Annotated in this window: 23 protein-coding genes; 12 read left to right on the forward strand and 11 right to left on the reverse strand. The window is 67.7% G+C overall.

The genetic code is table 11. The annotated features are described in order from the left end of the window. Positions 1-84 precede the first annotated feature (84 nt). The 3 genes from LRP66_RS15330 (at position 85) to LRP66_RS15340 (ending at position 5843) form a co-directional block, all read left to right on the forward strand. Positions 85-1224, forward strand: a complete 1140-nt coding sequence (locus LRP66_RS15330) for a serine hydrolase (protein ID WP_230483495.1) — start codon at positions 85-87, stop codon at positions 1222-1224. A gap of 139 nt (positions 1225-1363) precedes the next feature. Continuing rightward, on the forward strand, positions 1364-4135 hold the full coding sequence (gene polA / locus LRP66_RS15335) for a DNA polymerase I (protein WP_230483473.1): 2772 nt from the start codon (positions 1364-1366) through the stop codon (positions 4133-4135). 193 nt (positions 4136-4328) lie between these two features. Next, entirely contained in the window at positions 4329-5843 is a 1515-nt protein-coding gene (locus LRP66_RS15340; protein WP_230483474.1) for a lipopolysaccharide biosynthesis protein, read from the forward strand. A 145-nt stretch (positions 5844-5988) separates the two neighbouring features. Here the strand turns inward: LRP66_RS15340 and purH are convergent, their stop codons facing one another. The 4 genes from purH to LRP66_RS15360 all read right to left on the reverse strand — a co-directional run bounded on the left by purH (position 5989) and on the right by LRP66_RS15360 (position 11607). Further along, positions 5989-7608 (reverse strand): bifunctional phosphoribosylaminoimidazolecarboxamide formyltransferase/IMP cyclohydrolase, encoded by a 1620-nt coding sequence (gene purH / locus LRP66_RS15345; protein WP_230483475.1) that lies wholly within the window; start codon positions 7606-7608, stop codon positions 5989-5991. Between the two features lie 218 nt (positions 7609-7826). Then, positions 7827-9569, reverse strand: coding sequence for a heparinase II/III family protein (locus LRP66_RS15350; RefSeq protein ID WP_230483476.1), 1743 nt, complete (start codon positions 9567-9569; stop codon positions 7827-7829). Between the two features lie 5 nt (positions 9570-9574). Next, on the reverse strand, positions 9575-10231 hold the full coding sequence (rpe, locus tag LRP66_RS15355; RefSeq protein ID WP_230483477.1) for a ribulose-phosphate 3-epimerase: 657 nt from the start codon (positions 10229-10231) through the stop codon (positions 9575-9577). A 32-nt stretch (positions 10232-10263) separates the two neighbouring features. Then, complete coding sequence (locus LRP66_RS15360) at positions 10264-11607, reverse strand: RsmB/NOP family class I SAM-dependent RNA methyltransferase (protein WP_443026706.1); 1344 nt, start codon at positions 11605-11607, stop codon at positions 10264-10266. 68 nt (positions 11608-11675) lie between these two features. On the opposite strand from LRP66_RS15360, the gene LRP66_RS15365 reads away from it, so the two are divergent. Continuing rightward, complete coding sequence (locus tag LRP66_RS15365; RefSeq protein ID WP_230483478.1) at positions 11676-11837, forward strand: DUF1674 domain-containing protein; 162 nt, start codon at positions 11676-11678, stop codon at positions 11835-11837. Positions 11838-12054: 217 nt separating this feature from the next. On the opposite strand, the gene argB is transcribed toward LRP66_RS15365, so the two are convergent. Both argB and LRP66_RS15375 read right to left on the reverse strand, forming a co-directional pair. Then, entirely contained in the window at positions 12055-12954 is a 900-nt protein-coding gene (gene argB / locus LRP66_RS15370; protein ID WP_230483479.1) for an acetylglutamate kinase, read from the reverse strand. A gap of 49 nt (positions 12955-13003) precedes the next feature. Then, entirely contained in the window at positions 13004-13642 is a 639-nt protein-coding gene (locus tag LRP66_RS15375) for a queuosine precursor transporter (RefSeq protein ID WP_230483480.1), read from the reverse strand. A gap of 230 nt (positions 13643-13872) precedes the next feature. Between LRP66_RS15375 and LRP66_RS15380 the strand changes: the two genes are divergently transcribed. Next, complete coding sequence (locus tag LRP66_RS15380; protein WP_230483481.1) at positions 13873-15270, forward strand: M20/M25/M40 family metallo-hydrolase; 1398 nt, start codon at positions 13873-13875, stop codon at positions 15268-15270. A 128-nt stretch (positions 15271-15398) separates the two neighbouring features. Continuing rightward, positions 15399-15713, forward strand: a complete 315-nt coding sequence (locus tag LRP66_RS15385) for a hypothetical protein (RefSeq protein WP_230483482.1) — start codon at positions 15399-15401, stop codon at positions 15711-15713. A gap of 82 nt (positions 15714-15795) precedes the next feature. Here LRP66_RS15385 and rpoZ read toward each other — a convergent pair whose 3' ends face one another. Continuing rightward, positions 15796-16140, reverse strand: a complete 345-nt coding sequence (rpoZ, locus tag LRP66_RS15390) for a DNA-directed RNA polymerase subunit omega (RefSeq protein ID WP_230483483.1) — start codon at positions 16138-16140, stop codon at positions 15796-15798. A 155-nt stretch (positions 16141-16295) separates the two neighbouring features. On the opposite strand from rpoZ, the gene LRP66_RS15395 reads away from it, so the two are divergent. Then, positions 16296-17483 (forward strand): phospholipase D-like domain-containing protein, encoded by a 1188-nt coding sequence (locus LRP66_RS15395; RefSeq protein WP_230483484.1) that lies wholly within the window; start codon positions 16296-16298, stop codon positions 17481-17483. Between the two features lie 24 nt (positions 17484-17507). Here the strand turns inward: LRP66_RS15395 and LRP66_RS15400 are convergent, their stop codons facing one another. Further along, entirely contained in the window at positions 17508-18122 is a 615-nt protein-coding gene (locus tag LRP66_RS15400) for a class I SAM-dependent methyltransferase (protein WP_230483485.1), read from the reverse strand. Between the two features lie 144 nt (positions 18123-18266). On the opposite strand from LRP66_RS15400, the gene LRP66_RS15405 reads away from it, so the two are divergent. Beyond that, positions 18267-18587, forward strand: coding sequence for an antibiotic biosynthesis monooxygenase family protein (locus LRP66_RS15405; RefSeq protein ID WP_230483486.1), 321 nt, complete (start codon positions 18267-18269; stop codon positions 18585-18587). 153 nt (positions 18588-18740) lie between these two features. On the opposite strand, the gene LRP66_RS15410 is transcribed toward LRP66_RS15405, so the two are convergent. Further along, entirely contained in the window at positions 18741-21032 is a 2292-nt protein-coding gene (locus tag LRP66_RS15410; protein WP_230483487.1) for a CDC48 family AAA ATPase, read from the reverse strand. Positions 21033-21294: 262 nt separating this feature from the next. Here LRP66_RS15410 and LRP66_RS15415 point away from each other — a divergent pair, with 262 nt between their 5' ends. Beyond that, positions 21295-22185 carry a LysR substrate-binding domain-containing protein gene (locus LRP66_RS15415; RefSeq protein WP_230483488.1) on the forward strand — a complete coding sequence of 297 codons (891 nt, stop codon included), beginning with the start codon at positions 21295-21297 and terminating at the stop codon, positions 22183-22185. 354 nt (positions 22186-22539) lie between these two features. Here LRP66_RS15415 and rpmG read toward each other — a convergent pair whose 3' ends face one another. Continuing rightward, positions 22540-22707 (reverse strand): 50S ribosomal protein L33, encoded by a 168-nt coding sequence (rpmG, locus tag LRP66_RS15420; protein ID WP_007407030.1) that lies wholly within the window; start codon positions 22705-22707, stop codon positions 22540-22542. A 197-nt stretch (positions 22708-22904) separates the two neighbouring features. Here rpmG and LRP66_RS15425 point away from each other — a divergent pair, with 197 nt between their 5' ends. The 3 genes from LRP66_RS15425 (at position 22905) to LRP66_RS15435 (ending at position 24406) form a co-directional block, all read left to right on the forward strand. After that, complete coding sequence (locus LRP66_RS15425; protein ID WP_230483489.1) at positions 22905-23240, forward strand: hypothetical protein; 336 nt, start codon at positions 22905-22907, stop codon at positions 23238-23240. Between the two features lie 11 nt (positions 23241-23251). Then, positions 23252-23809 (forward strand): TMEM165/GDT1 family protein, encoded by a 558-nt coding sequence (locus tag LRP66_RS15430; protein WP_230483490.1) that lies wholly within the window; start codon positions 23252-23254, stop codon positions 23807-23809. A 99-nt stretch (positions 23810-23908) separates the two neighbouring features. Then, positions 23909-24406 carry a Dps family protein gene (locus tag LRP66_RS15435; RefSeq protein WP_443026707.1) on the forward strand — a complete coding sequence of 166 codons (498 nt, stop codon included), beginning with the start codon at positions 23909-23911 and terminating at the stop codon, positions 24404-24406. A gap of 294 nt (positions 24407-24700) precedes the next feature. Here the strand turns inward: LRP66_RS15435 and LRP66_RS15440 are convergent, their stop codons facing one another. Continuing rightward, positions 24701-25219 carry a hypothetical protein gene (locus LRP66_RS15440; protein ID WP_230483492.1) on the reverse strand — a complete coding sequence of 173 codons (519 nt, stop codon included), beginning with the start codon at positions 25217-25219 and terminating at the stop codon, positions 24701-24703. Between the last annotated feature and the right edge of the window lie 124 nt (positions 25220-25343).

A 25343-nucleotide genomic window follows, 5' to 3' on the forward strand; every position in this document is an offset into this window, starting at 1 on the left:
GATCACCGCCGTTCATCGCAACCGGCTATCCGGGGGATTTCGCAGGGCGGGTCGTCGCGTCAGGATCGGCGGGTGCAGCGGGGTATGGCGGTGACGAAGCGTGGATTGATCGGTTGGCGGCGCAACGCCTGTGCCGCGGCCTTTCTCCTGGCGCTGTCGGCATGTGGCACCGATACGCGGCCGGGCGGCTCCACCCATGCGAACGGGCGGCCCGATCCCGCCCCGATGGTGTCGATGGCGCTCCCCCCGGCAAGCCCCAGTCGCGCCCCCGCCCCGCCGAGTGGGCTGGTCGACGAGATCGCGCGGCTGTCCGCCGGGTTCAGCGGCAAGAAGGGGATCGCGATACGCGCGGTCGATGACGGCTGGACCGTCGAATCAGGCGGGCGCCAGCGCCTGCCGCAGCAATCGGTTTCCAAGCTGTGGGTCGCGATGACCTTGCTCTCGCTGCGCGATCAGGGTCGCGCCCGGCTGGACGAGCCGCTGGTCGTTCGCCCTGAGGACCTGACCCTGTTCCATCAGCCGATCGCGATGCTGGTGAAGGGCGACGGCTATCACACCACGGTCGGCGAGCTGATGACCCGCGCGCTGACCCAGAGCGACAACACCGCGAACGATCGCCTGCTGACCTATGTCGGCGGTCCCGACGCGGTGCGCGCGATGATCGCCGCCAAGCGGCTGGGCGATATCCGCTTCGGTCCGGGCGAAAGGCTGCTCCAGGCGAAGACGGCGGGTCTCACCTGGCAACCCGCCTTCGCGTTGGCGGGGGCGTTCCAGGCGGCGCGCAACCGGCTCGATCCGGCGGCACGGACGGCGGCGCTCGACGCCTATGTGAGTGATCCGCCCGATGGCGCGGCGCCGATCGCCATCGCCGATGCGCTCGCCCGGCTGGCGCGCGGCGAGCTGTTGTCGGAGACCTCGACCCGCATCCTGCTCGATACGATGGAGGCCTCGCGCACCGGCCATGCCCGGCTGCGCGCCGCGATCCCCGCCGACTGGAAGATCGCGCACAAGACGGGAACCGGCCAGGATCTGGGCCGCCGCAATGCGGGCTTCAACGATGTCGGCCTGCTGACCGCCCCCGACGGTCGCCGCTTCGCCATCGCGGTGATGATCGGCGACACCACCGAGGATATCCGCCAGCGCCAGTTGCTGATCCAGGATGTCGCGGCAGCGGTGGCGCGCCACGCCGGTCCGCCGCGCGGGCCAGTGGCGGTGGCGAATTGACCCGAGCGCCGTCGCGCGCACCGTCGCGCGCACCGGGCGGGATCATTCGCCGATAACGTGGCGCATCGGCAACATTCCGGGAACGCCGTGATATCAGGGACTGTTTAGCACCGCCCGCATCCGCTAAACCGCGCTGGTCATGCCCCATCTCTATCTCGTCGACGGCTCCGGCTATATCTTCCGCGCCTATCACCGCCTGCCGCCGCTGACCAACAAGCATGGCGAGCCGGTGGGGGCGGTGTACGGCTATACCACCATGTTGTGGAAGCTGGTGGACGAGATCAACGCCGCCGACGGGCCGACCCATATGGCGGTGGTGCTCGACAAGTCGTCCAAGACGTTCCGCAACGACATGTACGACCAGTATAAGGCGCACCGCCCCCCGCCCCCGCCCGATCTGGTGCCGCAATTCCCGATGATCCGCGACGCCACCCGCGCCTTCTCGCTGCCGTGCATCGAGGAAGCCGGGCTGGAGGCCGACGACCTGATCGCCTGCTATGCCCGCGCCGCCATGGCGGAGGGGTGGCAGGTCACGATCGTCTCGGGCGACAAGGATCTGATGCAGCTGGTCGAGGATGGCAGCCTCGACATGCTCGACACGATGAACAACCGCCGCCTGGGCGAAGCCTATGTCCAGGAGAAGTTCGGCGTCGGCCCGAAGCAGTTGGGCGATGTGCTCGCGCTGATGGGCGACAGCGTCGACAACGTGCCGGGCGTGCCGGGTGTCGGCCCCAAGACCGCCTCCAAGCTGATCGTCGAGCATGGCGACCTCGAATCGGTCCTCGCCGCCGCGCCCGAGATGAAGAAGGGCAAGCTTCGCGACAACCTGATCGAACATGCCGACAATGCGCGGCTGTCCAAGCGGCTGGTGACGCTGGAGTGCAACGCGCCGCTGCCGCAGACGCTGGAGACGCTGGCGCTGCACCCGAGCATTCCCGATGCGCCGCTTCGCGCCTTTCTCGAGCATCACGGCTTCCGCTCGCTGATCGCCAAGATGGGGCAGATCACCGAGGACGCTGCGCCCGTGCCGACCGGCGACACCGCCCCCGCCGCCCCGATGGACGATGACGAGCCGTGTAATCTCGACGGCTACGTCACGGTGCAGGATCTCGACACGCTCGACCAGTGGGTGGCCGAAGCGCGGGCGCAGGGCTTTATCGCGATCGATACCGAGACCAGCTCGACCGACGCGACCCAGGCCGAACTGGTCGGGGTCAGCCTGTGCCTGTCGCCCAATAAGGCGTGCTACATCCCGCTCGGCCATGGCGGCAACGACCTGTTGTCCGAAGTGCCGGTGCAGATTCCGGTCGCGGCGGCCTTGGAGCGGATCAAGGCGCTGTGCGAGGACGCGTCGGTCCTGAAGATCGGTCAGAACCTGAAGTTCGACATGATCGTTCTGGGCGAGCGTGGCATCGCCATCGCGCCGCATGACGACACGATCGTGATGAGCTTCGACCTCGACGCCGGGCTTCACGGCCATGGCATGGACGAGCTGGCCGCGACTCATCTGTCGCACACCTGCCTCGCCTTCAAGGAGGTGGTCGGGACCGGCAAGAAGCAACTCGGTTTCCACGAGGTCGACCTCAAGCTCGCCACCCGCTACGCCGCCGAGGATGCCGACGTCACGCTGCGGCTGTGGAAGCGGTTCAAGGCGCGGCTGCCGATGGAGCAGGCGACACGCGTGTACGAGATGGTCGACCGGCCGCTCGTCCCGGTCATCGCGGGGATGGAGCGGCGCGGGATCAAGGTCGATCGCGAGCGCCTGTCGCAACTCTCGACCGAATTCGCCGGACAGATCGCCGCGCTGGAGGGCGAGATTCACGCTATGGCGGGCACCCCCTTCACCATCGGCAGCCCCAAGCAGCTTGGCGAGATCCTGTTCGACCGGCTCGGCCTGAAGGGCGGGCGCAAGGGCAAGTCGGGGGTCTATTCCACCGACGTGACCGAGCTGGAACGCCTGGCCCGCGACGGCGGCGAGGCGGCGGAGATCGTGCGCAAGATCCTCGAATGGCGCCAGCTTTCCAAGCTGAAGAGTACCTATACCGACGCGCTGCAGGCGCAGATCAATCCGAAGACGGGGCGCGTCCATACCAGCTACAGCCTGACCGGCGCGCAGACCGGGCGGCTATCCTCGACCGAGCCCAATCTCCAGAACATTCCGATCCGTACCGAGGTCGGGCGGCAGTTGCGCGAGGCATTCATCGCCGAGGACGGCCATGTCCTGATCGCCGCCGACTATTCGCAGATCGAATTGCGGCTGGCCGCGCACATGGCCGATGTCCCCGCGCTGCGCGACGCGTTCGCCAATGGCGACGACATCCACAGCCTGACCGCCAAGGAGCTGTTCGGCGAGGTCAATCGCGACACGCGCGGGCGCGCCAAGACGATCAACTTCGCCATCCTCTACGGCATTTCGCGCTGGGGCCTGGCAGGTCGCCTCGACGTGTCGGCGGACGAGGCGCAAGCCATGATCGACCGCTATTTCGAGCGTTTCCCCGGCATCAACCGCTATATCGCCGAGACGCTGTCGAGCGTGCGCGAGAAGGGCTTCACCGAGACCCTGTTCGGCCGCAAGACGCATTTCCCGCGCATCGCCTCGCGCAACCAGGGCGAACGGCAGGGGGCCGAGCGCGCCGCGATCAACGCGCCGATCCAGGGGACCAGCGCCGACATCATCAAGCGCGCCATGGTCCGCATGGAACCCGCCCTCGCCGCCGCCGGACTCGGCCATGTGCGGATGCTGCTCCAGGTCCACGACGAACTGGTGTTCGAGGCACCCGAGGCGGATGCGGAAGCCGCCGGTGCGGTCATCCGCGACGTGATGGCGGGCGCCGCCGAACCGGCGGTCGAACTCTCGGTGCCACTCGGCGTCGAGGTCGGCTTCGGCAAGAGCTGGGGCGCGGCGCATTGATCCACACTACCCTCACCCCCGTTCCGCCCCGGGCCATGCCTGGGGAAGCGGACCATGGCGATAGCCATGGTGGAGGGGCGCGCCGGTCCGACAGGGCGCTAGTCCTCTCCACCGGTGCCCCCCCTGCGTCAGGCCCGCGGCCTGCCACCTCCCCTTACGGGGGAGCAAAGAATCCAAGGCACCGCGCCCGCTGATGGCTCAAAGCCAGGACATCGACACGCTCGCCAAGGGCGGGCGGACCAACATCGCGGGATTCATCCTGCGGCTGGCGGCGCGCATCCCGTTTCTGTTCATCGCGGGCCGCATCTATGGTCCCGACCTGGTCGGGCGCTTCGCCATCGCGGTGGTGGTGGTCGAACTGGCCGCGCTGGTCGCGACGCTGGGGATGAAGCGCGGGCTGGCGCAGGCGCTCGCCTCGACCGACAGGCCGCATGTCCATGTCGTATGGGATGCGATGGCGCTGGCCGCGCTCGCCTCGGTCACCGCGAGCGCCATCTTATGGTCCTTTCCCGAGCTTCTCTATCCCAATAGCGCGATCAGCGGCCTCGACCGCTGGCTGCCCTGCATCATCGTCGCGGTCGCCTGGTCGGACGTCAGCCTGGCAGCGCTCGCCTATCGGTTGAACGTCAAGGCGACCGTCACCGCGCGCGCGGTGGTCGAGCCCTGGACGATCTCGATCGCGGCCTGGGTGTTTTCCTTCTTCACCATCCGCGACGGGCTGGTCCTGTCCTATGTCGCCTCGATGACCGCCGCGCTGATCGCCAGCCTGGTGCCGTTCCTGCGCAGCTATGGCCTGCCCTTCGGCTGGACACCGCGCCTCGCCGCCGTCTTCGCGCTGGCCCGCGCCAATGCGCCGCTCGCCGGGGCCGATGCGCTGGAATGGGGCACGCGCAACGTCGACCGCTTCATCCTGGGCGTGATGTTCGAACCGCGCATCGTCGGCATCTACTATATGGCGCAGCAGGTCGCCTCGCTGCCGCAGAAGCTGAAGACCAGCTTCGACCCGATCCTGGGCCCGGTCATCACACAGAGCCTGGCGAACGGCGACATGGCCGCGATCGCGCGGCAGGTGCGGCAGGTGGCCTTCTGGATCATGGCGGCGCAGGGCTGCCTGGCGCTGATGGGATCGATTCCGGGCGAGGGCGTGATGGGCGTGGTCGGCCCGCAATTCGTCTCGGGCACCGCCGCGCTCGCCTTCCTGCTGTTCGCCGAAGTGCTGGCCTCCACCGGTGCGGTATGCGAATCGGCGCTGGTCTATACCGCGCGGCATCGCAACCTGATGATCTCGATCGCGATGCTGGGGGTGCAGATCGCGTTGAGCTTCGCGCTGATCCTAGGAATGCGCAGGCTCGGCTGGCCCGAGACCTGGGCGGCGGCGGGCCCGGCGGTGGCGCTGGCGATGAGCGTCACCATGACCTCGGTGATCAAGGCGCGGGTGCTGTCGAGGATATTGAAGGCCCCGGTCTCGCCGTTCCGCTGGCCGCTGGTCTGGGCGGCGGTGGCGGCGGCGGTCGTGGGGGGCATCTTCACGCTGCTGCCCAAGCGGCTGGAATGGGCCGAGCTGTTGTTCGGCGAGCCCGCCATCGCGGCGACCTATCTGCTGATCCTGTGGCGCTGGGCCTTCGGGACGGCGGACCGCGCGTTGTTCGGAAAGGCGCCGAGCGCGGAAGAGGCGACGCTGCCCAATGCGGGCGGGATCACGCGGTAAAAAATCCTCCCCGGCACGGGGAGGGGGACCACCCGAAGGGTGGTGGAGGGGGCTTGCGGCCAGGTACGTCCCTAGACGTCTCTGGCCGAAGCCCCCCTCCGTCAGCGCTGCGCGCTGCCACCTCCCCGTACCGGGGAGGATCGACTCAGTGCCGGAAGTGGCGCATCCCGGTGAACACCATCGCGAGGCCCGCTTCGTCCGCCGCCGCGATGACCTCGTCGTCGCGGATCGAGCCGCCCGGCTGGATCACCGCCGTCGCGCCCGCCTCGACCGCCGCGAGCAGGCCGTCGGCGAAGGGGAAGAAGGCATCCGACGCGACCGCCGAACCGATGGTGCGCGGCTCCGCCCAGCCGGCCTTCTCGGCGGCATCCTTGGCCTTCCACGCGGCGATGCGCGCCGATTCCAGTCGGTTCATCTGGCCCGCGCCGACACCCGCGGTCGAGCCGCCCTTGGCATAGACGATCGCGTTCGACTTCACATGCTTGGCCACCGTCCAGGCGAAGCGGCAATCGGCCAGCTCCTGCTCGGTAGGCGCGCGCCTGGTCACGACCGTCAGCATATCGTCGGTCAGGCGGCCATTGTCGCGGCTCTGGACCAGCAGGCCGCCCGCGATCGACTTCATCATCAGGCCCGGCCGCGAGGGGTTGGGCAGTTCGCCCGACAGCAGCAGGCGCAGGTTCTTCTTGCGCGCGAAGATCGCGCGCGCTTCCGGCGATGCATCCGGGGCCACCACCACCTCGGTGAAGATGCCCGAGATCGCGTCCGCCGTCTCGGCGTCGAGCGGACGGTTGCAGGCGATGATGCCGCCGAACGCCGACACCGTGTCGCAGGCAAAGGCCGCCTGATAGGCCTCGAGCAGCGTCGCGCCGCTCGCCACGCCGCAGGGGTTGGCATGCTTGACGATCACCACGGTCGGCGGGCCGTCGAGGAACTCGCTGACCAGCTCCAGCGCGGCGTCGGCGTCGTTGAGGTTGTTGTAGCTGAGCGCCTTGCCCTGCAACTGCTCGGCCTGGGCGATGCCCTGCCCGCCCCGCTGCGGCAAATAGAGCGCGGCGACCTGATGCGGGTTCTCGCCATAGCGCAGCGTCTCGGGATGCCTGGTGAAGGCGAGCGGCAGCGTCGCCGGAAAGGCCTCGCCCTGGTCGGCGAAGGCGAACCACTGGGCGATCGCCGAATCATAGGCGGCGGTCGCGGCAAAGGCCTTGGCGGCGAGGCGCTGGCGGGTCTTCAGCGTCGAGGCACCGTCATTCGCCGCCAGTTCGGCCAGGAAGTCGGCATAATCGGCCGGGTCGGTCAGGATCGACACATAGCCGTGGTTCTTCGCGGCCGAACGGACCATCGACGGGCCGCCGATATCGATATTCTCGATGATCTCGGGCCGCTCCGCGCCCTTCGCGACCGTCTGCTGGAAGGGGTAGAGGTTCACGACGACCAGGTCGATCGCACCGATGCCATGTTCGGTCATCGCGGCGGCATGGGCGGGGTCGTCGCGCACCGCGAGCAGGCCGCCATGGACCATCGGGTGCAGCGTCTTGACCCGGCCGTCCATCATCTCGGGGAAGTTCGTGACCTCCGAAATGTCGCGCACGGGAAGCCCCGCATCGCGGATCGCCTTGGCGGTGCCGCCGGTCGAGACCAGATCGACCCCCCGCTCCGCCAGCGCGCGCGCCAGGTCGATGACGCCGGTCTTGTCGGATACAGACAGCAGCGCACGGCGGACCGGCACGGTATCGACGGAAATAGCGGTGGGGAGCGAAACGGCCATCGGGCAGCGGGTCCTACATGCTGGGGGAGTTCGCCGACCCGATAGACTCCGATTCGCCGAAGCGCAAAATGTTCCTCCCCGGCACGGGGAGGTGGCAGCGACGTGGCAGGGCGAAGCCCTGACGGCGGGGGGGCTTCCTCATGCGATGCCCGTTGCGGCACTCTCCCCTCCACCATGCTTCGCATGATCCCCCTCCCCGTGCCGGGGAGGACCATGAGTCACAGCGCCCGCTTGAACGCCCAGCTGACATGCGCGCCGCCCGCGGGGGTTTCGCCGGTGACCACCAGCTGCTGTGTCGCGACCGGGCGGCCGGTGCCGTCGATCCACAGCGACTCCTCGATCGCCAGCGTGCCGCCACGACAGCGGAACTGCCACAATGCGCCGTTGTCGAGTCGCAGGATCGCCTGTCCGCTCTCCGCCGTCACCATCGCCTCGACCCCGTCGCCCAGGTGGAAGCGAAGCGCGAAGACGGTGCTGCCCGCCTGGCGCTTGCGCCCCTGCGGCAGCAGCGCGTCCTCGCCGCGCAGCTCGCGCCCGTCGCCGGTCAGCAGCAATTGCCGCCGATGGGTAAAGCCATAGCGCCGGACATAGCCGTCATGGCTCGCCTCGATCCGGCTCGCCGCGTCCGATTCCTGACGGCTCAGCTCCACCTCGGCGACACCGCGCCCCAGCGTTCCGTCGGCATGGATCGCGGTGGAGTTGGAATCGCCCAGCGTCAGCGTCGAATGCGCCGCCGTGGTACGCAGGCCATGGGCCAGGCTTGCGGGCACCTGCGCCACGGTCGCGCGCGCGCCGCCGCAATTGACGACGATCCGCTGCGCCCCGTCGGAAAATTCGAAGGCGAGGGTCGACGCGCAACCGCCCTCGATCGCCCGCGCGATCGGCGGGGGCGCCGCGTCCATGACCAGCACCGCCTGCGCCGCCGCCAGCCGCTGATAGCCCCAGTCGCCCGCCTGGCGAAGCGGCCGGGTGCGGACGCCCGACGCCTCGATCACCGCGGCGATCTTTTCCGGCGTCTCGGGGCCCGAGCCCTGCCAGCTCGACAAGGCGCGGTCCCCGTGCATCACGCCGAGCAGCGCGGAGACCATCTTCTGCAGCCGCGCCTGGAAGATGTCGGGAAAGGCCAGCCCGCGCGCGTCATAGACTTCGCGCATCATGGTCAGCAGCATGACCGTGTCGAGCTGCACCGCCGGACTGCGCGCGATGACCCCGCCATCGGCGAACAGCCCGCTGTCGAGCGCGCGCGCCAGACCCGCCTCGCCGAACGCCTGGCGCGGATCACCCCCGGCGAGCAGCAGCCCCGCCGCGATCACCCCGCACCAGGCCGCGATCCGCGCGACACCCGGCGGCGCCTTGTCCGCGCCGCGATCCAGGTGCCGCGCACCGCGCGCCAGCGTGTTGAGTACGCGCGAGCGATAGACGAGGTCGGTCGAGGACAGGATCAACGGCGCATGCGCCGTCCAGAACAGGATGCGCCGTCCCCACAGGTCGGGACGCCACGCCACCGCGTCGACCGTCTCGCCGAATGCGTCGAGCCAGCGGCCCATCAGATATTCGGCGATCGGCGCCCCCTGCGCGCGCGTCGCCACGGTGGACAGGTCGCGCAGCCACGCGAAGCCGTGCAGATGGTCCGCGAATCCGGTCGACCAGTCGGGTCGGGCGAAATCGATCGACTCGACCCCGCGCTCCTCGCCACGCCAGTCGAGCACCCCGCCGAGCAGCGCATGGCCCCGCTCGATATCGCCCAGGATCGGATCCTCGGGCACCGCCATCAGCTTGAGCGGATGACGCCCCTTCAGCCGCAGCGAATGGAGCGGGGTCCGCCAGGTCAGCCGGTGGAGATGCTCGCTCAGCCGGTCGGCGAGCGACAGTCCGCCGGTCTGTACCCGGACGAGGCGCCTGCCCTCCTCGATGCTGTCCGCGACATTGGGGGCGGTGTCGCCCTGACCCTGGGTGCGCATCCCGCTCAACCGCGCAGGGCGGCGATATTGGCGGCGTATTGCGACGGACCGCCCCGGAACGCGGCGGTCCCCGCGACCAGCGCATCCGCCCCCGCCTCGACACAGCGCCGGGCGTGGCCCGGATCGACGCCGCCATCGACCTCCAGGTCGATCGCGCGGCCCGACTGCTCGATCATCCTGCGGATCGCCGCGATCTTCTTGAGCTGGCTGTCGATGAAGCTCTGTCCGCCAAAGCCGGGATTGACGCTCATGACCAGGACAAGGTCGACCATGTCGATCAGGTAATCCAGCATCTTGGCGGGCGTGGCGGGGTTCAGGACGACCCCGGCGCGCTTGCCCAGCCCCTTGATATGCTGGATCGTGCGGTGGATGTGCGGCCCCGCCTCCGGATGGACGGTGATCGTGTCCGCCCCCGCCTCGGCAAAGGCGTCGAGATAGGCGTCGATCGGCGAAATCATCAGATGCACGTCGAACGGCTTGGCGGTGTGCGGGCGCAGCGCCTTCACCACCGCCGGGCCGATGGTGATATTGGGCACGAAATGCCCGTCCATCACATCGATGTGAATCCAGTCGGCACCGGCGGCGTCGATGGCCCGGACTTCTTCACCCAGGCGGGCGAAATCGGCGGAAAGGATGGAGGGAGCGATACGCACAGGTAGCATGGCGCCACCTGTATCCGCATATCGCGGCCAAGTCAGCCTTTGCGTTGTAGCCGCGCGATGAAGAAACCGTCGAGCCGCCCTTCCTTTGCGAGCATCGTCGGCAGCGTCCGGATCGTGCCGCGATCGGTCAGGCCGGGCCAGTCGCCGGTGATCGGATCGAGCGCGTAATCCGGGCGCTGGTCGAGGAATGCCGCGATCTGCCGCTCCCCCTCTTCGGGTTCCAGCGAGCAGGTCGCATAGACCAGCGTCCCGCCGGGTTTGAGCCAGTCGGCGGCGCGGGCCAGGATCACCCGCTGCAACTCCGCCATCTCTGCGATGATCGCCGGGCGTACGCGGTAGAGTACGTCGGGATGGCGGCGGAAGATGCCGCTGGCGCTGCACGGCGCGTCGACCAGGATCGCGTCGACCGGCTCGGCGGGGCTCCATTCGCGCAGATCGGCGGTGATCACCGTCGCCGACTGGTTCGTCCGCTCCAGATTCTCGTTCAGGCGGCCCAGCCGCTGTTCGGACTGGTCGATCGCGGTCACGTCCCAACCGGCGGCGGCGAGCTGGAGCGTCTTGCCCCCCGGCGCGGCGCACAGGTCGAGAACCTTGCCACGTCCCTCGCCCAGAAGGCGGGCGGGGATCGACGCAGCGAGATCCTGCACCCACCAGGCGCCCTCGTCGAAGCCCTGCAACTCCAGCACCGCATGGCCGGAGGGAAGGCGGACATGGCCGGGCAACAGGCTGACCCCGCCCAGCGTCTCGGCCCATTCGGCCGTCTTGGATGGATCGGCGAGCGTCAGGTCGAGCGGCGGCGGCGCGGCGATGGCGTGCGCGGCGGCCTCGACCATGTCCCCGCCCCAATTCTCCTCCCAACGCGCTTCGGTCGCGTCGGGCAGCGCGGGGATTTCGGGGAGCAGCACGCCGCTCTTGGTGATCGTGCTGAACACGCCGTGGACCAGCTTGCGCGGCCCGCCATCGACCAGCGGCAGCACGGTCGAGATCGCGGCATGCGGCGGGGTGCCCAGCGCCAGTACCTGCACCAGCGCGATACGGAGCGCAAAGCGCGCCTTGGCATCGTCGGGCAGCCGCTGCTTGGTCGCCGAGTCGATCAGCGCGTCGAGATCGGGCAGACGGCGCAGCGTCTCCGCCGCGATGGCATGGGCGAGGCCCCGGTCGGGTCCGCCCGGCAGCGAACGGGTCGCCGAGGCCAGCGCCGCCTCCAGCGGCTCACCCCGGCGCAGCACCGCGTCGAGCAGCCGGATGGCGGCGCGGCGCGCGGCGGTGCCCAGCGGCTCGGTGGGACGCTGCTGACGCCCGCGCCTGTCCTCGCCCTTGGGGCCACCGCGACGATCGGGGCGGCCACGGGTCGGCGATTGGGGGGGACGTGTCACTTGGCAAAACTCCTGTCAGCCCCGACATGGGCCGCGATAGTCCGCCCCTTTAGTCGAAAGGACCGCCCATGGGCCAGCGCCCCGACCATGTGAAACCGCCCGCCTATCTCTCGCCCAACCCGCCGGTGCCGGAACCCGAGGAGAAGCCGGAGCCGGAAGCCGATCCGTTGGGGAAGAACCCGGTGCGCTATGGGGATTGGGAATTGAAGGGCGTCGCGGTCGATTTTTGAAGGCGTCTAAAGCCCCTCCCGCCTCCTTCTTTCTCCCCTCCCGCAGGCGGGAGGGGTCGGGGGAGGGCCGGAGCCTCGCAGAGACCATCGCTTGGGGCTTTCCCTCCCCCACCCCCTCCCGCCTGCGGGAGGGGAGCGGCTAGAGGCTCAGGCAGCCTTTCCTGACGCCGGTTCAGGCTGAGCGAAGTCGAGGGCCACGCCCCGACCTCGCCCCGCCTTACCGCCGGACCAAAGTCCCGGCCCCCTGCCTGGTGAAGATCTCCAGCAGCATCCCGTGCGGTACGCGCCCGTCGAGGATCACCGCCGCGTCCACCCCGGCTTCGACCGCATTGACGCAGGTTTCCAGCTTGGGGATCATGCCCCCCGAAATCGTGCCGTCCGTCCGCAATTCCGCGATCCGGGCGGGGTTCAGGTCGGTCATCAGCTCGCCCTGCTTGTCGAGCACCCCCGCGACATCGGTCAGCAGGAAGAAGCGCGAGGCATGGAGCCGCGCGGCGATCGCCCCCGCCATGGTGTCAGCGTTGATGTTATAGGTGTTGCCGTCCAGCCCGATCGCGACCGGCGCGATCACCGGGATGATGCCGTCGGCGCACAGGCTTTCGATCAGGCGCGGGTCGACCGACACCGGCTCGCCGACAAAGCCCAGATCGACATGCCGCTCGATCCCCTGGAGCGGATCGGCCTCGCGCCCCTGGATCTTCTCGGCGATGACGAGGCCGGCATCCTTGCCCGAGATACCGACCGCGCGGCCCCCGGCGGCGGAGATCCAGCTCACGATCTCCTTGTTGATCGATCCGGCCAGCACCATTTCGGCGATCTGCGCGGTTTCGCGGTCGGTCACGCGCAGGCCGTTGACGAACTGCGACTCGACGCCCAGCCGCTTGAGCATCGCGCCGATCTGCGGACCGCCGCCATGCACCACGACCGGGTTGATGCCGACCGCCTTGAGCAGCACCATGTCCTCGGCGAAGTCGCGCTGCCGCTCGGGATCGCCCATGGCGTGGCCGCCATATTTCACCACGAAGGTCTTGCCCGCATAACGCTGCAGATAGGGCAGCGCCTCGGTCAGCGTCTCGGCCTTGGCGAGCAGGGCGGCGTCGGGATCGTGGTTGGTCATGGCGGCCCTTTATCGCGCGCGAGGGGCGGGGAAAACCGGCAATATGGCGTCAGGCGCGATCCAGCCGCCGCCCGAGCGCCACGAACAGATAGATGAGCGGCGGCACCAGGATCGCGGACAGCGTCACCTTCGCGATCATCTGGCCGACGATGAGCTGGCCGATCGGGAAGGCGCCGTAAAAGGCGATGGTGACGAACAGCAGCGTGTCGACCACCTGGCTGAGCATGCTGGCCACCGCCGCGCGCAGCCAGAGCAGCTTGCTCCCCTCCCGGCCCTTGAGCGCCGCGAAGATGGTGACGTTCAGCGTCTGCGACACGCCATAGGCGACGATGCCGCCCAGCCATATCCGCCAGGTCGAACCCAGGATGAGCTGGATCGCGTCGCGATTGGCCGGGACCATCTCGGGCGAGGGCGGCAGGATCCATACCACCCAGGACAGCGCCAGCGACACGAGCAGCGGCACGAACCCGACCCGCACCAGCCGCCCCGCGACCGAGGGCCCGTGCAGTTCCGCCACCGCACTCGACGTCACGACCAGGAGCAGGAAGGCGAAGATCCCCGCCTCGACCGCGAGCGGCCCCAGCGAAACCTGCTTGTTGCCCAGCACCCCCGCGATACACACCATGCCACCATAGAAGATCGACAGGGCGAACAGCGAAGGCGAGATCAGGCGGGCGCGGGGCGACATGTCGGGCTGGTCCATCGGCGGTGGTTAGCGCGAAATCCGCGCGCGGCAAAGGATTAGGAGGATGGCAGGGCCATGCCCCTCCACCATCCTGCGGATGGTCCCCATCCCCAGGCCCAGCTTGGGAGGGGGGCCGCGCCCGCAGGGGCATGGTGGAGGGGCAGGCCCCTCGCCTCTTGCACCCCGCCCCGCGACAGGCTCTATTCATCCGACACAAAGACAAGGGGGTAGTGATGCGGTTGGCAAAATGGCTCGGCCGGGTGGCCGCGACGCTGGCGCTGCTTCCCGGCGTCGCGACGGCGCAGAACCGGCCCGATCAGAAGGCGTTCTTCGACCTCTACAAACAGCTGGTCGAAACCAACACCAGCCTTTCGGTCGGAAGCTGTACCCAGGCCGCGGCGCAGATCGCCGACCGGCTCAAGGCGGCGGGCTACAGGGACACCGACATCACCCTGTTCTCCGTCCCCGATCACCCGAAGGATGGCGGCATCGTCGCGATCCTACCGGGCACCGACAAGGCGCTGAAGCCGATGCTGCTGCTCGGCCATCTCGACGTGGTCGAGGCCAAGCGCGAGGACTGGACCCGCGATCCGTTCAAGCTGATCGAGGAGGACGGCTTCCTCTATGGTCGCGGCACCGTCGACGACAAGGCGATGAGCGCGGTCTGGGCCGACACGCTGATCCGCCTGAAAAAGACGCCTCCAAAGCGCACGATCAAGATGGCGCTGACCTGCGGCGAGGAGACGACCTTCGCCTTCAACGGCGCGGAATGGCTGGCCAAAAACAAGCCGGACCTGATCGCGGCCGAATTCGTCCTGAACGAAGGCGGCGGCGGTCGGCTGGACGCCGATGGCAAGCGCGAATTGCTGGCGGTGCAGGTCGGCGAGAAGGCGGCGCAGAACTATACCTTCCTCGCCACCAATCCGGGCGGCCACAGCTCCCAGCCGACGCCCGAAAACGCCATCTACGAGCTCGCCGACGCGGTGAAGGCGGTGCAGGGCTATGAGTTCCCCGTCGTCCTGACCGACACCACGCGCGCCTTCCTGACCGCGACCGCGCAGAAGGTCGGCGGCCAGCTCGGCGATGCGATCACGCGGCTGCTCGCCGATCCGAACGACAAGGCGGCCGACGCGATCGTCAGCCGCGACAAGGCCCTGCACTCGACGCTGCGCACGACCTGCGTCGCGACGCTGCTGCAGGCGGGCCATGCCGAAAACGCGCTGCCCCAGCGTGCGACCGCCAATATCAACTGCCGCATCTTCCCCGGCGAGACGGTCGACGGCACGCTGGCCAAGCTGAAGCAGCTCGCGGGCCCCAAGATCACCGTCACCGCCAACCAGCCGGTCCGCCCGACCGCCATCCCGCCCAAGCTCGATCCGAAGATCATCGGCCCGATGAAGAGCGTCGCGGCCAGATATTTTCCCGGCGTGCCGCTGGTCCCGATGATGTCCACCGGCGCCACCGACGGCATCTTCTTCCAAGCGATCGGAATCCCGGTATACGGCGCGCCGGGCATGTTCATCGAAAAGGACATGTCGGGCATCCATGGCCTCAACGAGCGGATCCGGATCAGTTCGCTCTATGACGGGCGCGACTATCTCTACGATCTCGTCCGGGCCTATGCCTATTGAGGCGATCCGCGTTCCAAGCCCCTCGCCAAGCTGCCATTTCGCTGAACGGCGCCGCCACGCGCCATTCAGACTGGGTGGCGCAATATCCTGACCATACGGGAGCCTTTTTTGTGTTGAGGGTAGTTGCGATGAAGATGCTCAAGACGGGATTGCTGACCATCCTGGCCGGTGGCGCCATGCTGACCGCCACCGCCGCCAGCGCGCAGGACTGGCGCTATGACGAATATCAGGCGCATCAGGCGGGCCGCGTGGCGCAGATCCACGCCTATCAGGCCGGTCGCGACCAGCGCGCGGCCAACACGGCGGCCTATTACGGCGATTACCGCGCCGCCAACGCCTATGCCCATGCCGCCGCCGTGCGGCGGGCCGAGGCGCGGCGCGATGCGCATTATGCCCGGCATGAAAGCCATGCCGCGCGCCGGGATTACTGGCGGGGCTATTGAACCGCCGCTTCCCCGACAAACGAAAAGGGCCGGTGCGAGGGTATCGCACCGGCCCTTTTTCACGGGTTCGACGGACGGCGGATCAGCCGTCGTAGTCGGCGCCCAGATTCTGGTTGCGCGGCGGCGCGGCGGCGGTCAGGCGCAGCGCCTCGGCCGATGCCTGCAGGCTGCCGACATCGTCCGCCTCGTCCTCGTCGTCGATCTGGACGCGCTGGAGGCTGTTGACCACGGATTCTTCGAGATGAGCCGGACGAACCGTCTCCTCGGCGATCTCGCGCAGCGCGACGACCGGATTTTTATCGCGATCGCGATCGACGGTCAGGTCCGCTCCGCCCGAAATCTGACGCGCCCGCTGTGCCGCGAACAGGACCAGATCGAAACGGTTGGGAATCTTGTCGACGCAATCCTCGACGGTGACGCGCGCCATGCGTGTGTCCTTCGCAATTAATGCTGGGATGAAAGCGCGCCACCTAACAGCAAAGGGCGGACAAGTCAAAAGCCTTGCCCGCGACCGCGCGTGCAACGCCAATGTCGCCTCGATCGTTACGCAATCGAGAGGATCCTGTCATCGAAGAGCCCGCCATGTCCCAATCCCCGCCCCCCGAGCAGCCGGTCTTCCGCGTCGGCGACGATGCGCTTACCCTGCTCGACACCGGGCCCCGGCGGCTGGAGGCGGTGCTCGACCTGATCGAGGGGGCGCGGCAGAGCCTTCGCATCCTCTATTACATCTATGCCGATGACGAGACCGGACGGCGGGTGCGCGACGCGATGATCGCCGCCGCGCGGCGCGGGGTCAGGGTATCGGTCGTCGTCGACGGATTCGGCGCGGGCGCGGACGAGGCCTTTTTCCGTCCGCTGGTCGAAACCGGCGCGCGGCTGTCGCGATTCGAGCCGCGCTTCGGGCGCCGCTATCTGCTGCGCAATCACCAGAAGCTGGCGCTCGCCGATGCGGAGGGGCCGGGTCCACGCATCATCATCGGCGGCTTCAATATCGAGGACGATTATTTCGGCACGCCCGCCGAGCAGAGCTGGCGCGACCTGGGGCTGCTGGTCGAGGGACCGGCGGCGGCGCGGATGGCGGGCTATTTCGACGCGCTCCACGCCTGGACCGAGGATCCCAAGGGCCGGTTGCGCGACCTCAACAAGGCGCTGGCGCATTGGAGCGAGGCGAAGGGGCGGTTGCGCTGGCTGATCGGCGGGCCGACGCGGCGGCTGTCCCCCTGGGCGAGGACGGTGCGCGAGGATATGCGGCGGGGCAGGCGGATCGACGTGATCGCCGCCTATTTCACCCCCAGCCCGACCATGCTCCGCCGCCTCGACCGCGCGGGGCGGCGCGATGCCGAGGTGCGGATCGTGACTGCGGGCAAATCGGACAATCAGGCGACGATCGCCGCCGCGCGCTTCACCTATGCGGGCCTGTTGCGAAAGGGCGTGCAGATCTTCGAATATCAGCCGACCAAGCTGCACACCAAATTATACGTCATCGACGATGCGGTGCATGTCGGCTCGGCCAATTTCGACATGCGCAGCCTCTTCGTGAACCTGGAGCTGATGCTGCGGGTGGACGATGCGGCCTTTGCCGCGCATGTCCGGACCTATGTCGACGGAGAGGTCGCGCGGTCGGAGACGATCACACCCGACTGGTACAAGCGGCATACCGGCTGGTTCCAGCGTCTCCGCCAGTTCGCCGCCTATATCCTGATCGCCGTGATCGACCCGTCGGTGTCGCGCGGCCTGAATTTCGGGATCGCGGCACCCGACGGGGAATGATCCTCCCCCATGGGGAGGAGGCGCTCAGTCCTTCCAGGCCCAGTAGAGCTGCGCCGGGGGGACATTCCACCATTCCATGTCGTGGTCGATATTCGACCAGTGCGGAACCAGAAAGTCCTTCACCTTGGGGCTGAACTGATAGACCAGGAACGCGCCGCCGGGACGCAGCACGTCATGCGTCCCCTTGGCGATCGCCGGGCCGACGCCGGGCGGCAGGGTCGAGAAGGGCAGGCCCGACAGGACATAGTCGGCATGGTCGAAGCCGTGATCGCGAACGATCTTCTGCACGTCCGCCGCCGATCCGTTGACCGCGGCGAAACGGGAATCGACGATGGTGTGGCTCAGATAGTCGCAGAAATCGGCGTTGGTATCGATCGCGATCAGCTTCGCGTCGGGTGCCATACGCTCCAGGATCGGGCGACAGAAGGTGCCCACGCCCGGCCCATATTCGACGAACAGCTTGGTATTGGCCCAGTCCACCGGCTGCAGCATCTTGCGGATCAGCTTGCCCGAAGACGGGATGATCGACCCGACCATCACCGGATGCTTCAGAAATTGCTGAAAAAACATCTGGCCGGGCGACGGATAACCCGTGGCATCGGTGCGGGACTTGCGCGCGGCGGTGGTCGAGCTGGGCATCGAGTTCCTGTCGTTCGTGATCCCCGCGTAAGGGACGCGCGAGGGAAACCCCCTCGTCGCACAGGTGCCGAACGACTTTCAAGCTTTTGGGTTGCGGCCGGTGGGTGCATTCCGTCGCAAAGCGGGCGCGATGGATGGAGGGTTATGACCGACAGAACGGGGCAAATCGCGGTGATCTTCCTGTCGCAACGCCGCACCGACGACGCGGAGGGCTATGCCCACGCGGCCGATGCGATGGACCGACTCGCGGCGCAGCAGCCGGGCTATCGCGGGGTGGACAGCGCGCGCGGGCCGGACGGGTTCGGGATTACCGTGAGCTGGTGGGCCGACGAAGCCAGCGCGCTGGCGTGGCGAGCGAATGCCGCACATGCGGCGATCCGCGAGCGTGGGCGGGCGGAATGGTATGCTCGCTATGAGGTCGCGGTCGCTGAGGTCGGGCGGAGTTATGCGTGGGGCCGCGAATAGGTCCCGCCCCTCGATCTTGCCGCTCCCCTCCCGCCTGCGGGAGGGGATGGGGAGGGCTTGGCGTCTCACCGAGCCCGTCGCCCGTGGCAGGCCCCTCCCCAAACCCCTCCCCCCTCCCGGGAGGAGGGGCTTCAGAAGGAAGGAGGGGCCCTCTTATGGTTGCTTGTCCCCTCTCGGCGTCAGCATACCTGGCGCGATGAAGCCGATCGACTGGATCGCCGCCGCGTCCTGCTTCAGCTTCGCCGCGATCTGCTCATAGTCGCGTTCCATCTCGGGCGTGACGCTGGCGCGTGCCTCGGTCAGCGCTTCGTCGAACGCCGCCATGTCGACCTGATTCGCGCTCAGCGACTTGCGGAGCGCGATCAGGCCAGCGCGGCGTACCACATCGCCCAGATCGGCACCGGTGAAGCGCTCGGTCCGCGCCGCGACGTCGTCCAGATCGACGTCCGATGCCAGCGGCATCTTCGCGGTCTGGATACCCAGGATTCGCCGTCGCCCCGCCTTGTCGGGAACGCCGACATAGATGAGTTCGTCGAACCGACCGGGTCGGAGCAGCGCCGGGTCGACCAGGTTGGGCCGGTTGGTCGCGCCGATAACGACGACCGACTGCAATTCCTCCAGCCCGTCCATCTCGGCTAGGATCGTGTTGACCACACGCTCGGTCACCTGCGGCTCGCCCAGCCCGCCGCCGCGCGCGGGGACGAGGCTGTCCAATTCGTCGATGAAGATGACCGTCGGCGCCACCTGCCTGGCGCGCGCGAACAGCTTGGTGATCTGCTGCTCGCTCTCGCCATACCATTTGGACAGCAGGTCGCTCGACTTGGTGGCGATGAAATTCGCCTCCGCCTCGCGCGCGACCGCCTTGGCCAGCAGCGTCTTGCCGGTGCCGGGCGGGCCATAGAGCAGGAAGCCCTTGGCGGGCCGGATGCCGAGTCGCCGGAACGCATCCGGGTCCTTGAGCGGCAGCTCGACGCCCTCCTTCAACTTCATCTGCGCGGTGTCGAGCCCGCCGACATCCTCCCAGCGCACGGTCGGCGCCTGCACCATCACCTCGCGCATCGCCGAGGGCTGGACACGCTTCAGCGCCTCCAGGAAATCCTCGCGCGTCACCGACAGCGTGTCGAGCACCTCGGCCGGGATCGTCCGCTCCTCGAGGTTGAGGCGCGGCATGATCCGCCGCACCGCCTCGATCGCCGCCTCGCGGGTCAGCGCGGCGAGGTCGGCACCGACGAAGCCGAAGGTCGTGCGCGCCAGTTCGGCCAGGTCGACCTTGTCGCCCAGCGGCATACCGCGCGTGTGGATGCCCAGTATCTCGCGCCGCCCGCGCTCGTCGGGCACGCCGACGACGATCTCGCGGTCGAAGCGACCCGGCCGCCGCAGCGCCTCGTCGATCGCCTCGGGCCGGTTGGTGGCGGCGATGATGACCAGATTGGCGCGCGATTCGAGCCCGTCCATCAGGGTCAGCAACTGCGCGACCAGCCGCTTCTCCGCCTCGCCCTGCACCCGGTCGCGCTTGGGGGCGATCGAGTCGATCTCGTCGATGAACACGATCGAGGGGGCAGACTTGGTCGCCTCCTCGAAGATGTCGCGCAGCCGCTGTTCGGACTCGCCATAGGCCGAGCCCATGATCTCCGGTCCGTTGATCAGGAAGAATTGCGCGTCGGACTCGTTGGCGACCGCGCGCGCCAGCCGGGTCTTGCCGGTGCCGGGCGGCCCGTGGAGCAGCACGCCCTTGGGCGGCTCCACCCCCAGTCGCTCGAACAATTCGGGATAGCGCAGCGGCAATTCCACCATCTCGCGCAACTGGTCGATCGTCGCGCCCATGCCGCCGATATCGTCATAGGTGACGTCGGCACGACGCGCCTCGCGCGGCTCCTCATATTCGGGGCGAAGCTCGACCTCGGTATTCTCGTCGATATGGACGACGCCCTTGGGGCTGGCCGCCACGACCGCGAGCCGGATTTCCTGAAGCGCGTAAGCCGGCGCGTTCATGAACTGCGCGACGCCCGGCGGCATGTTGGTAACGCGCTGCTGCCCCGCGGTCGCCACCACGTCACCCTGGCAGAGCGGCCGGTTGAAGAAGGTGCGCTTGAGCGCCTGGGCCGAACCCTGGAGGCGCAGATTCTGCTGCGCGGGTGCGAAGACCACACGGGTCGCGGGCTTCGACTCGACGCGGCGCACCTCGACGAAATCGCCCGAGCCGACGCCCGCATTGGCGCGCTGCAACCCGTCGATGCGGACCAGATCGAGTCCCTCGTCCTCCGGATAGGGGCCGACCGCACGCGCGGGTGTCGCCTGCTTGCCGACGATCTCGACCACGTCGCCCTCGGTGATGCCGAGCGCCGCCATCAGGCTGCGCGGGACATGGGCCAGGCCGCGCCCGGAATCCTCCGGGCGGCTGTTGGCCACCTGTATCTTGCGGGTCGGCGCGTCGCTGTCGGCCATGATGGTCCCTTGGCAAAGTGTCTGAGACACGAAAGCGCGGGACGTGGGGGCGGGTTCCGGTGCGGAAAAGACCGGACGGCCGAACCGAGGCAAAAAAAAGGGCCGATCGAAACGACCAGCCCGTAAAAGTTTTTAGGAGAGGATGCCTGAAAGGCCCGTCCCTTTTGCGCTGCGACACATTATGTTGCAAGTGCGAAAAGCTTGGCTATGATTGCAGTTCGTGCAATCTAATGACCTATAGGTCAACGACGACGGATACGACATGCGCAGGCTCCCCCCGCTGGGTGCGATCGAGGCATTTGTCCAGGTGGTCCGCCTGGGCTCCATCAAGGCTGCGGCCGAGGAGCTGGCGCTGTCCGCCCCCGCGCTCAGCCGCCGGGTACAGACGCTCGAGCGCTTCGTCGGCAAGCCGCTCTTCGCGCGCCGCCACCAGGCGATGGTCCCCAATGAGGATGGCCAGAGCCTGATGGAGCAGATCGCGCCATTGCTCGACCAATTGTCCGATGCGGTGGAGGCGATGACCAGCGGGCAGGAGGTGCTTCGCCTGCGGCTGGGCGTGCTGCCGCTCTACGCGGCGCAGCGGCTGTTCCCGCATATGGGCCAGTTGCGCGCGGCGCATCCCGAACTCCATCTCGACATCGACACCGCCGGGCATGGCATCGCCCGGCTCGGCGAAGGGCTGGACGCCGTGATCGCGCTCGGGCGTGACATCGATCCGTCGCTCTATGCCAAGCGGCTGGACTTCAACAAGGTCTATGTCATCGGCGCCAGGCGGCTGATCGAAGGCGCGAATCCGTTGCTCCGTCCGGAGCAGATGAACGGGATGACCGCCTTGCTGCACCGCGAAATGCCCGATGCCTTCACGGCCTGGTGCCAGGCGGCGGGCCTGACCAACATCAAGCCCAAGGCGATCGACTATTTCGATTCGGGCGGCCTGATGCTCGAGGCGGTGGCGCAGGGGCTTGGCGTGGCCTTCATGCACGCCAGCCATTTCGAGCACGCGCACGATCCGCGCCTCGTCCGGTTGTTCGATATCGAGGTGGACAGCCCCTATAGCCACTGGTTCGTCTGCCGCCCCCGCGCGCTGCAGCAGAAGTCGGTGAGGTTGTTCCATGACTGGCTGATCCGGACGCTCTACCCGGCCGCGGCGTGACCTCCGCTCCCCTCCCGCCTGCGGGAGGGGGGTGCCCGTTGCGAACCGGGCATCACCCCCGCAAAGACGGGGCCTTGGCTTCATAGCGCCCATAACCACATTCGAACCTTCGAGCCGCGCCGCAACACCCGCCCCGGGCACGCCCCTCCCGCAGGCGGGAGGGGATGGGGGAGGGCCTGGCCACAAGCGCCGGTCTCCATGAGATACCCGGCCCTCCCCCCAGCCCCCTCCCGCCTGCGGGAGGGGGAGCGCGTGATCCAAGCCCAACGACAAAAAGCCGCACACCCTTACGGGTGGCGGCTTCACGTCCTCAAGCCGTTCGCGGGGCGCCGTGTTCCGGCGCCCGCCCGCGAATTACTTGATCTTGGCTTCCTTGAACTCGACATGCTTGCGCACGACCGGGTCGTACTTGTTGAAGCTCAGCTTCTCGGTCTTGGTGCGCGGGTTCTTCTTGGTGACGTAGAAGAATCCGGTATCAGCCGAGCTGACGAGCTTGATCTTGACGGTGGTCGGCTTGGCCATGACCTGGTTCCTGTATGCGTGAAAAAGCGAAAGCGGCAGCCGGAGCCGCCGCTATATAAGGGCGGCGCATGGCCCAAAGCCGCCATTGAGTCAAGCTTTGCCGCCGATTTAAGGCCCCCTTTACGGATGGAATCCTATCTCTACACCGCGATCACGACCCGGATCGGGGGAAATCGCCTATGGGAGGGGGCGGAGCAATGGATCGAGGCGAATCGCCCTGTGAGCCTGTGTCCGGGGACATTCGCGACCAGCTCCTGGCACGAATCGCGGCGCTCGACGTGCGCGCGCCCTATGCGACCGCGATCGATCTGGCGGAGGGGATCGAGGCGATCCGACGCCTCGCCCATGCGCATGGCCTGACCTCCGCCGTGACCGTCACCCATTTCATCGACCGCGCGCTGATCGCCGGCGATGCACCGGTGGCGATCCATGGCTGGTTCGCGATCCTGACCGAGGCGGTCGACAGCGACCGCCAGGATCTCGACGCGGCCAGTCGCTTCGCCGAGGCCTGCTCGCTGCGGCTCACCGGTTGATGGATGCGCTGATGACCGTCCTGGTCGTCACGCTGTTCGCCCAGGCGGGCGGGCGGACGAGCCTGTTGGCGGCGCGACTGGCCGACCGGAGCGGTCGCGCTATCGCGGTGCTGGCCGGATCGGTCCTGGCGCAGGCGATCCTCGCGGCGGCGGCGATCCGGCTCGGTCAGTGGATGGCGACCGCCTTCACGCCCGAGGCACACGGACTGATCCTGGCGGTGGCGCTGGTGCTGACCGGGCTGGAGATGATCGCGCGGACGCCCGTCGCGGACGGGGTCGCCTCGCGCGTCCGGCTCGGTGCCTTCTGGGGCGCGGCGATCGGCGGCGGCGCCATCATGCTCGGCGAATCGGGGCTGCTGGTCGTCGCGGCGGCGGCGGCGCGGTCCCCCCTGCCCTGGGCCGCGCTGCCGGGTGCGGCGGTCGGGTTGGTCGGGGCGATCCTGCCCGCGATCCTGCTCGGCGAGCGCGAATGGCGCCGTGCGCCATGGCGGATGATCCGCCTCGGACTGGGCGCCGCGATGGTGCTGAGCGGCGTGGTCCTGGGACTGTCGATCCGCCATCTGATCTAGCGCGTCGATCACTGAGTCCGGGCTTTGTCCATGGACGCAGGGGAGCGTTTCCGTCATCGGATCGTTTACGCAACGAATCCAGACAGCGGGAGCATGTCCATGTCCGATATCAATCCGGCGCTCGATACGCCGACCGATCTGAATCACAACGCGACCGCGAGCGTCGCCGATGCGCTGAACGGCGCGCTGGCCGATTGCTATGCGCTCTACCTCAAGACCAAGAATTTCCACTGGCACGTCTCGGGCCCGCATTTCCGCGACTATCACCTGATGCTCGACGACCAGGCGGCGCAGATCCTAGGCGTGACCGACGCCATCGCCGAGCGGGTGCGCAAGACCGGCAACGTCACGTTGCGCTCGATCGGCGACATCGCGCGCCGCCAGACGATCGTCGACAACGACCGCGAATTCGTCTCCGCCGCCGACATGCTGGTCGAACTGCGCGACGACAACCGCAAGCTGGTCGAGCGCTTCCGCGCGGTCAAGGACGCCGCCGAAGGCGCCAAGGACAACGCCACCAGCGGCATCGTCGACGAGTGGACCGATCAGGCCGAGGAACGCGCCTGGTTCCTGTTCGAGGCGGCCCGCAAGGGCTGATCGGCCCCGCGCCGTTCGCTGACCGGAAGCCCTGGCGAGAGCCGGGGCTTTTTGTCGGGTGGGTCTGGCACCGTTGAAGGCGTTCGGGAAACCGGACCTCTGTAAGTGTGGCCCTCGAAAATTTGCCGCAGCCTGTCGCGATTCTGGGAAGGATCGCAACGCAAACCGGCATAGGAATAGCGGCTGAAATCTAAGCGATCAGCTGCGCGCTCATTGTTACGCTGGAAGCGCCTGCAAACGTCCGCAAGTAGGCGAAGGCGGAATGTCCGCTTCTGACCAATCGGGCGCTTTCCGTTAGCCTGAAAAGCTCAAGCCAAACTCGGTTTGCCACCATTGCCTGTTTTCGGCTGTATCAACACACCGATCAAATTTTCCGACTACTGATGGCATGGACAGTATTGAAAACGCTTTGGGAATTCTAGCCAACCAACTGAACGAGGTTTGCAGTTCCTCGTAACTGACGCGCCCGTCCTCACCGTTTAGCCGCCATAACAGTTGAGCGGATCGTTCTGACCCCGACGAATAGCCGGTCAGCCCGTGGCAAAGGCCGTTGCGCATTTTAAGTGCAGGGTGAAGCTGCTGAATAAGGGAGTCGGCCAACTGTCCCCGGAAATGTTCAATGTCGTTTATATGAGGAAGACTGTTGCGCCAAGAGCGGAGGCACGCCGCGATGCCGTGTGCTGGCCTTGGGACCATCCCGCAATGTTTGGCGACCTGCTCCCGCAACTCCCGCTCGATGTCGGCCCATAGGAACAGCAAGGATCCAAGACAGGCTTGCATATCATGGACAGACACCGTCGTATTGTCAGGCATCGTCCAAACCTGCACGCCATTTGATAACAACCGGTTTCCGGTTACCTAGGGCCGATCGACATTCAGCTTATTCTCCCCTCTCCCCTGGACAGGGGAGAGGGTTAGCGAAGCTTGCCAGCGTGCT

Source organism: Sphingomonas sp. Leaf21, assembly GCF_916858675.1.
Classification (GTDB): Bacteria; Pseudomonadota; Alphaproteobacteria; order Sphingomonadales; family Sphingomonadaceae; genus Sphingomonas.

What these genes read in the sequence shown, in the direction of transcription:
- rpe (WP_230483477.1), bottom strand. Translation starts at nt 10,231, where the DNA reads ATGCTACCTGTGCGTATCGCTCCCTCCATCCTTTCCGCCGATTTCGCC.
- LRP66_RS15425 (WP_230483489.1), top strand. Translation starts at nt 22,905, where the DNA reads ATGGATCGAGGCGAATCGCCCTGTGAGCCTGTGTCCGGGGACATTCGC.
- LRP66_RS15380 (WP_230483481.1), top strand. Translation starts at nt 13,873, where the DNA reads ATGCGGTTGGCAAAATGGCTCGGCCGGGTGGCCGCGACGCTGGCGCTG.
- LRP66_RS15340 (WP_230483474.1), top strand. Translation starts at nt 4,329, where the DNA reads ATGGCTCAAAGCCAGGACATCGACACGCTCGCCAAGGGCGGGCGGACC.
- LRP66_RS15430 (WP_230483490.1), top strand. Translation starts at nt 23,252, where the DNA reads ATGACCGTCCTGGTCGTCACGCTGTTCGCCCAGGCGGGCGGGCGGACG.
- LRP66_RS15330 (WP_230483495.1), top strand. Translation starts at nt 85, where the DNA reads ATGGCGGTGACGAAGCGTGGATTGATCGGTTGGCGGCGCAACGCCTGT.
- LRP66_RS15405 (WP_230483486.1), top strand. Translation starts at nt 18,267, where the DNA reads ATGACCGACAGAACGGGGCAAATCGCGGTGATCTTCCTGTCGCAACGC.
- LRP66_RS15440 (WP_230483492.1), bottom strand. Translation starts at nt 25,219, where the DNA reads ATGCCTGACAATACGACGGTGTCTGTCCATGATATGCAAGCCTGTCTT.
- argB (WP_230483479.1), bottom strand. Translation starts at nt 12,954, where the DNA reads ATGACCAACCACGATCCCGACGCCGCCCTGCTCGCCAAGGCCGAGACG.
- polA (WP_230483473.1), top strand. Translation starts at nt 1,364, where the DNA reads ATGCCCCATCTCTATCTCGTCGACGGCTCCGGCTATATCTTCCGCGCC.
- rpoZ (WP_230483483.1), bottom strand. Translation starts at nt 16,140, where the DNA reads ATGGCGCGCGTCACCGTCGAGGATTGCGTCGACAAGATTCCCAACCGT.
- LRP66_RS15385 (WP_230483482.1), top strand. Translation starts at nt 15,399, where the DNA reads ATGAAGATGCTCAAGACGGGATTGCTGACCATCCTGGCCGGTGGCGCC.
- rpmG (WP_007407030.1), bottom strand. Translation starts at nt 22,707, where the DNA reads ATGGCCAAGCCGACCACCGTCAAGATCAAGCTCGTCAGCTCGGCTGAT.
- LRP66_RS15435 (WP_443026707.1), top strand. Translation starts at nt 23,909, where the DNA reads ATGTCCGATATCAATCCGGCGCTCGATACGCCGACCGATCTGAATCAC.
- LRP66_RS15365 (WP_230483478.1), top strand. Translation starts at nt 11,676, where the DNA reads ATGGGCCAGCGCCCCGACCATGTGAAACCGCCCGCCTATCTCTCGCCC.
- purH (WP_230483475.1), bottom strand. Translation starts at nt 7,608, where the DNA reads ATGGCCGTTTCGCTCCCCACCGCTATTTCCGTCGATACCGTGCCGGTC.
- LRP66_RS15410 (WP_230483487.1), bottom strand. Translation starts at nt 21,032, where the DNA reads ATGGCCGACAGCGACGCGCCGACCCGCAAGATACAGGTGGCCAACAGC.
- LRP66_RS15350 (WP_230483476.1), bottom strand. Translation starts at nt 9,569, where the DNA reads ATGCGCACCCAGGGTCAGGGCGACACCGCCCCCAATGTCGCGGACAGC.
- LRP66_RS15395 (WP_230483484.1), top strand. Translation starts at nt 16,296, where the DNA reads ATGTCCCAATCCCCGCCCCCCGAGCAGCCGGTCTTCCGCGTCGGCGAC.
- LRP66_RS15375 (WP_230483480.1), bottom strand. Translation starts at nt 13,642, where the DNA reads ATGTCGCCCCGCGCCCGCCTGATCTCGCCTTCGCTGTTCGCCCTGTCG.
- LRP66_RS15400 (WP_230483485.1), bottom strand. Translation starts at nt 18,122, where the DNA reads ATGCCCAGCTCGACCACCGCCGCGCGCAAGTCCCGCACCGATGCCACG.
- LRP66_RS15415 (WP_230483488.1), top strand. Translation starts at nt 21,295, where the DNA reads ATGCGCAGGCTCCCCCCGCTGGGTGCGATCGAGGCATTTGTCCAGGTG.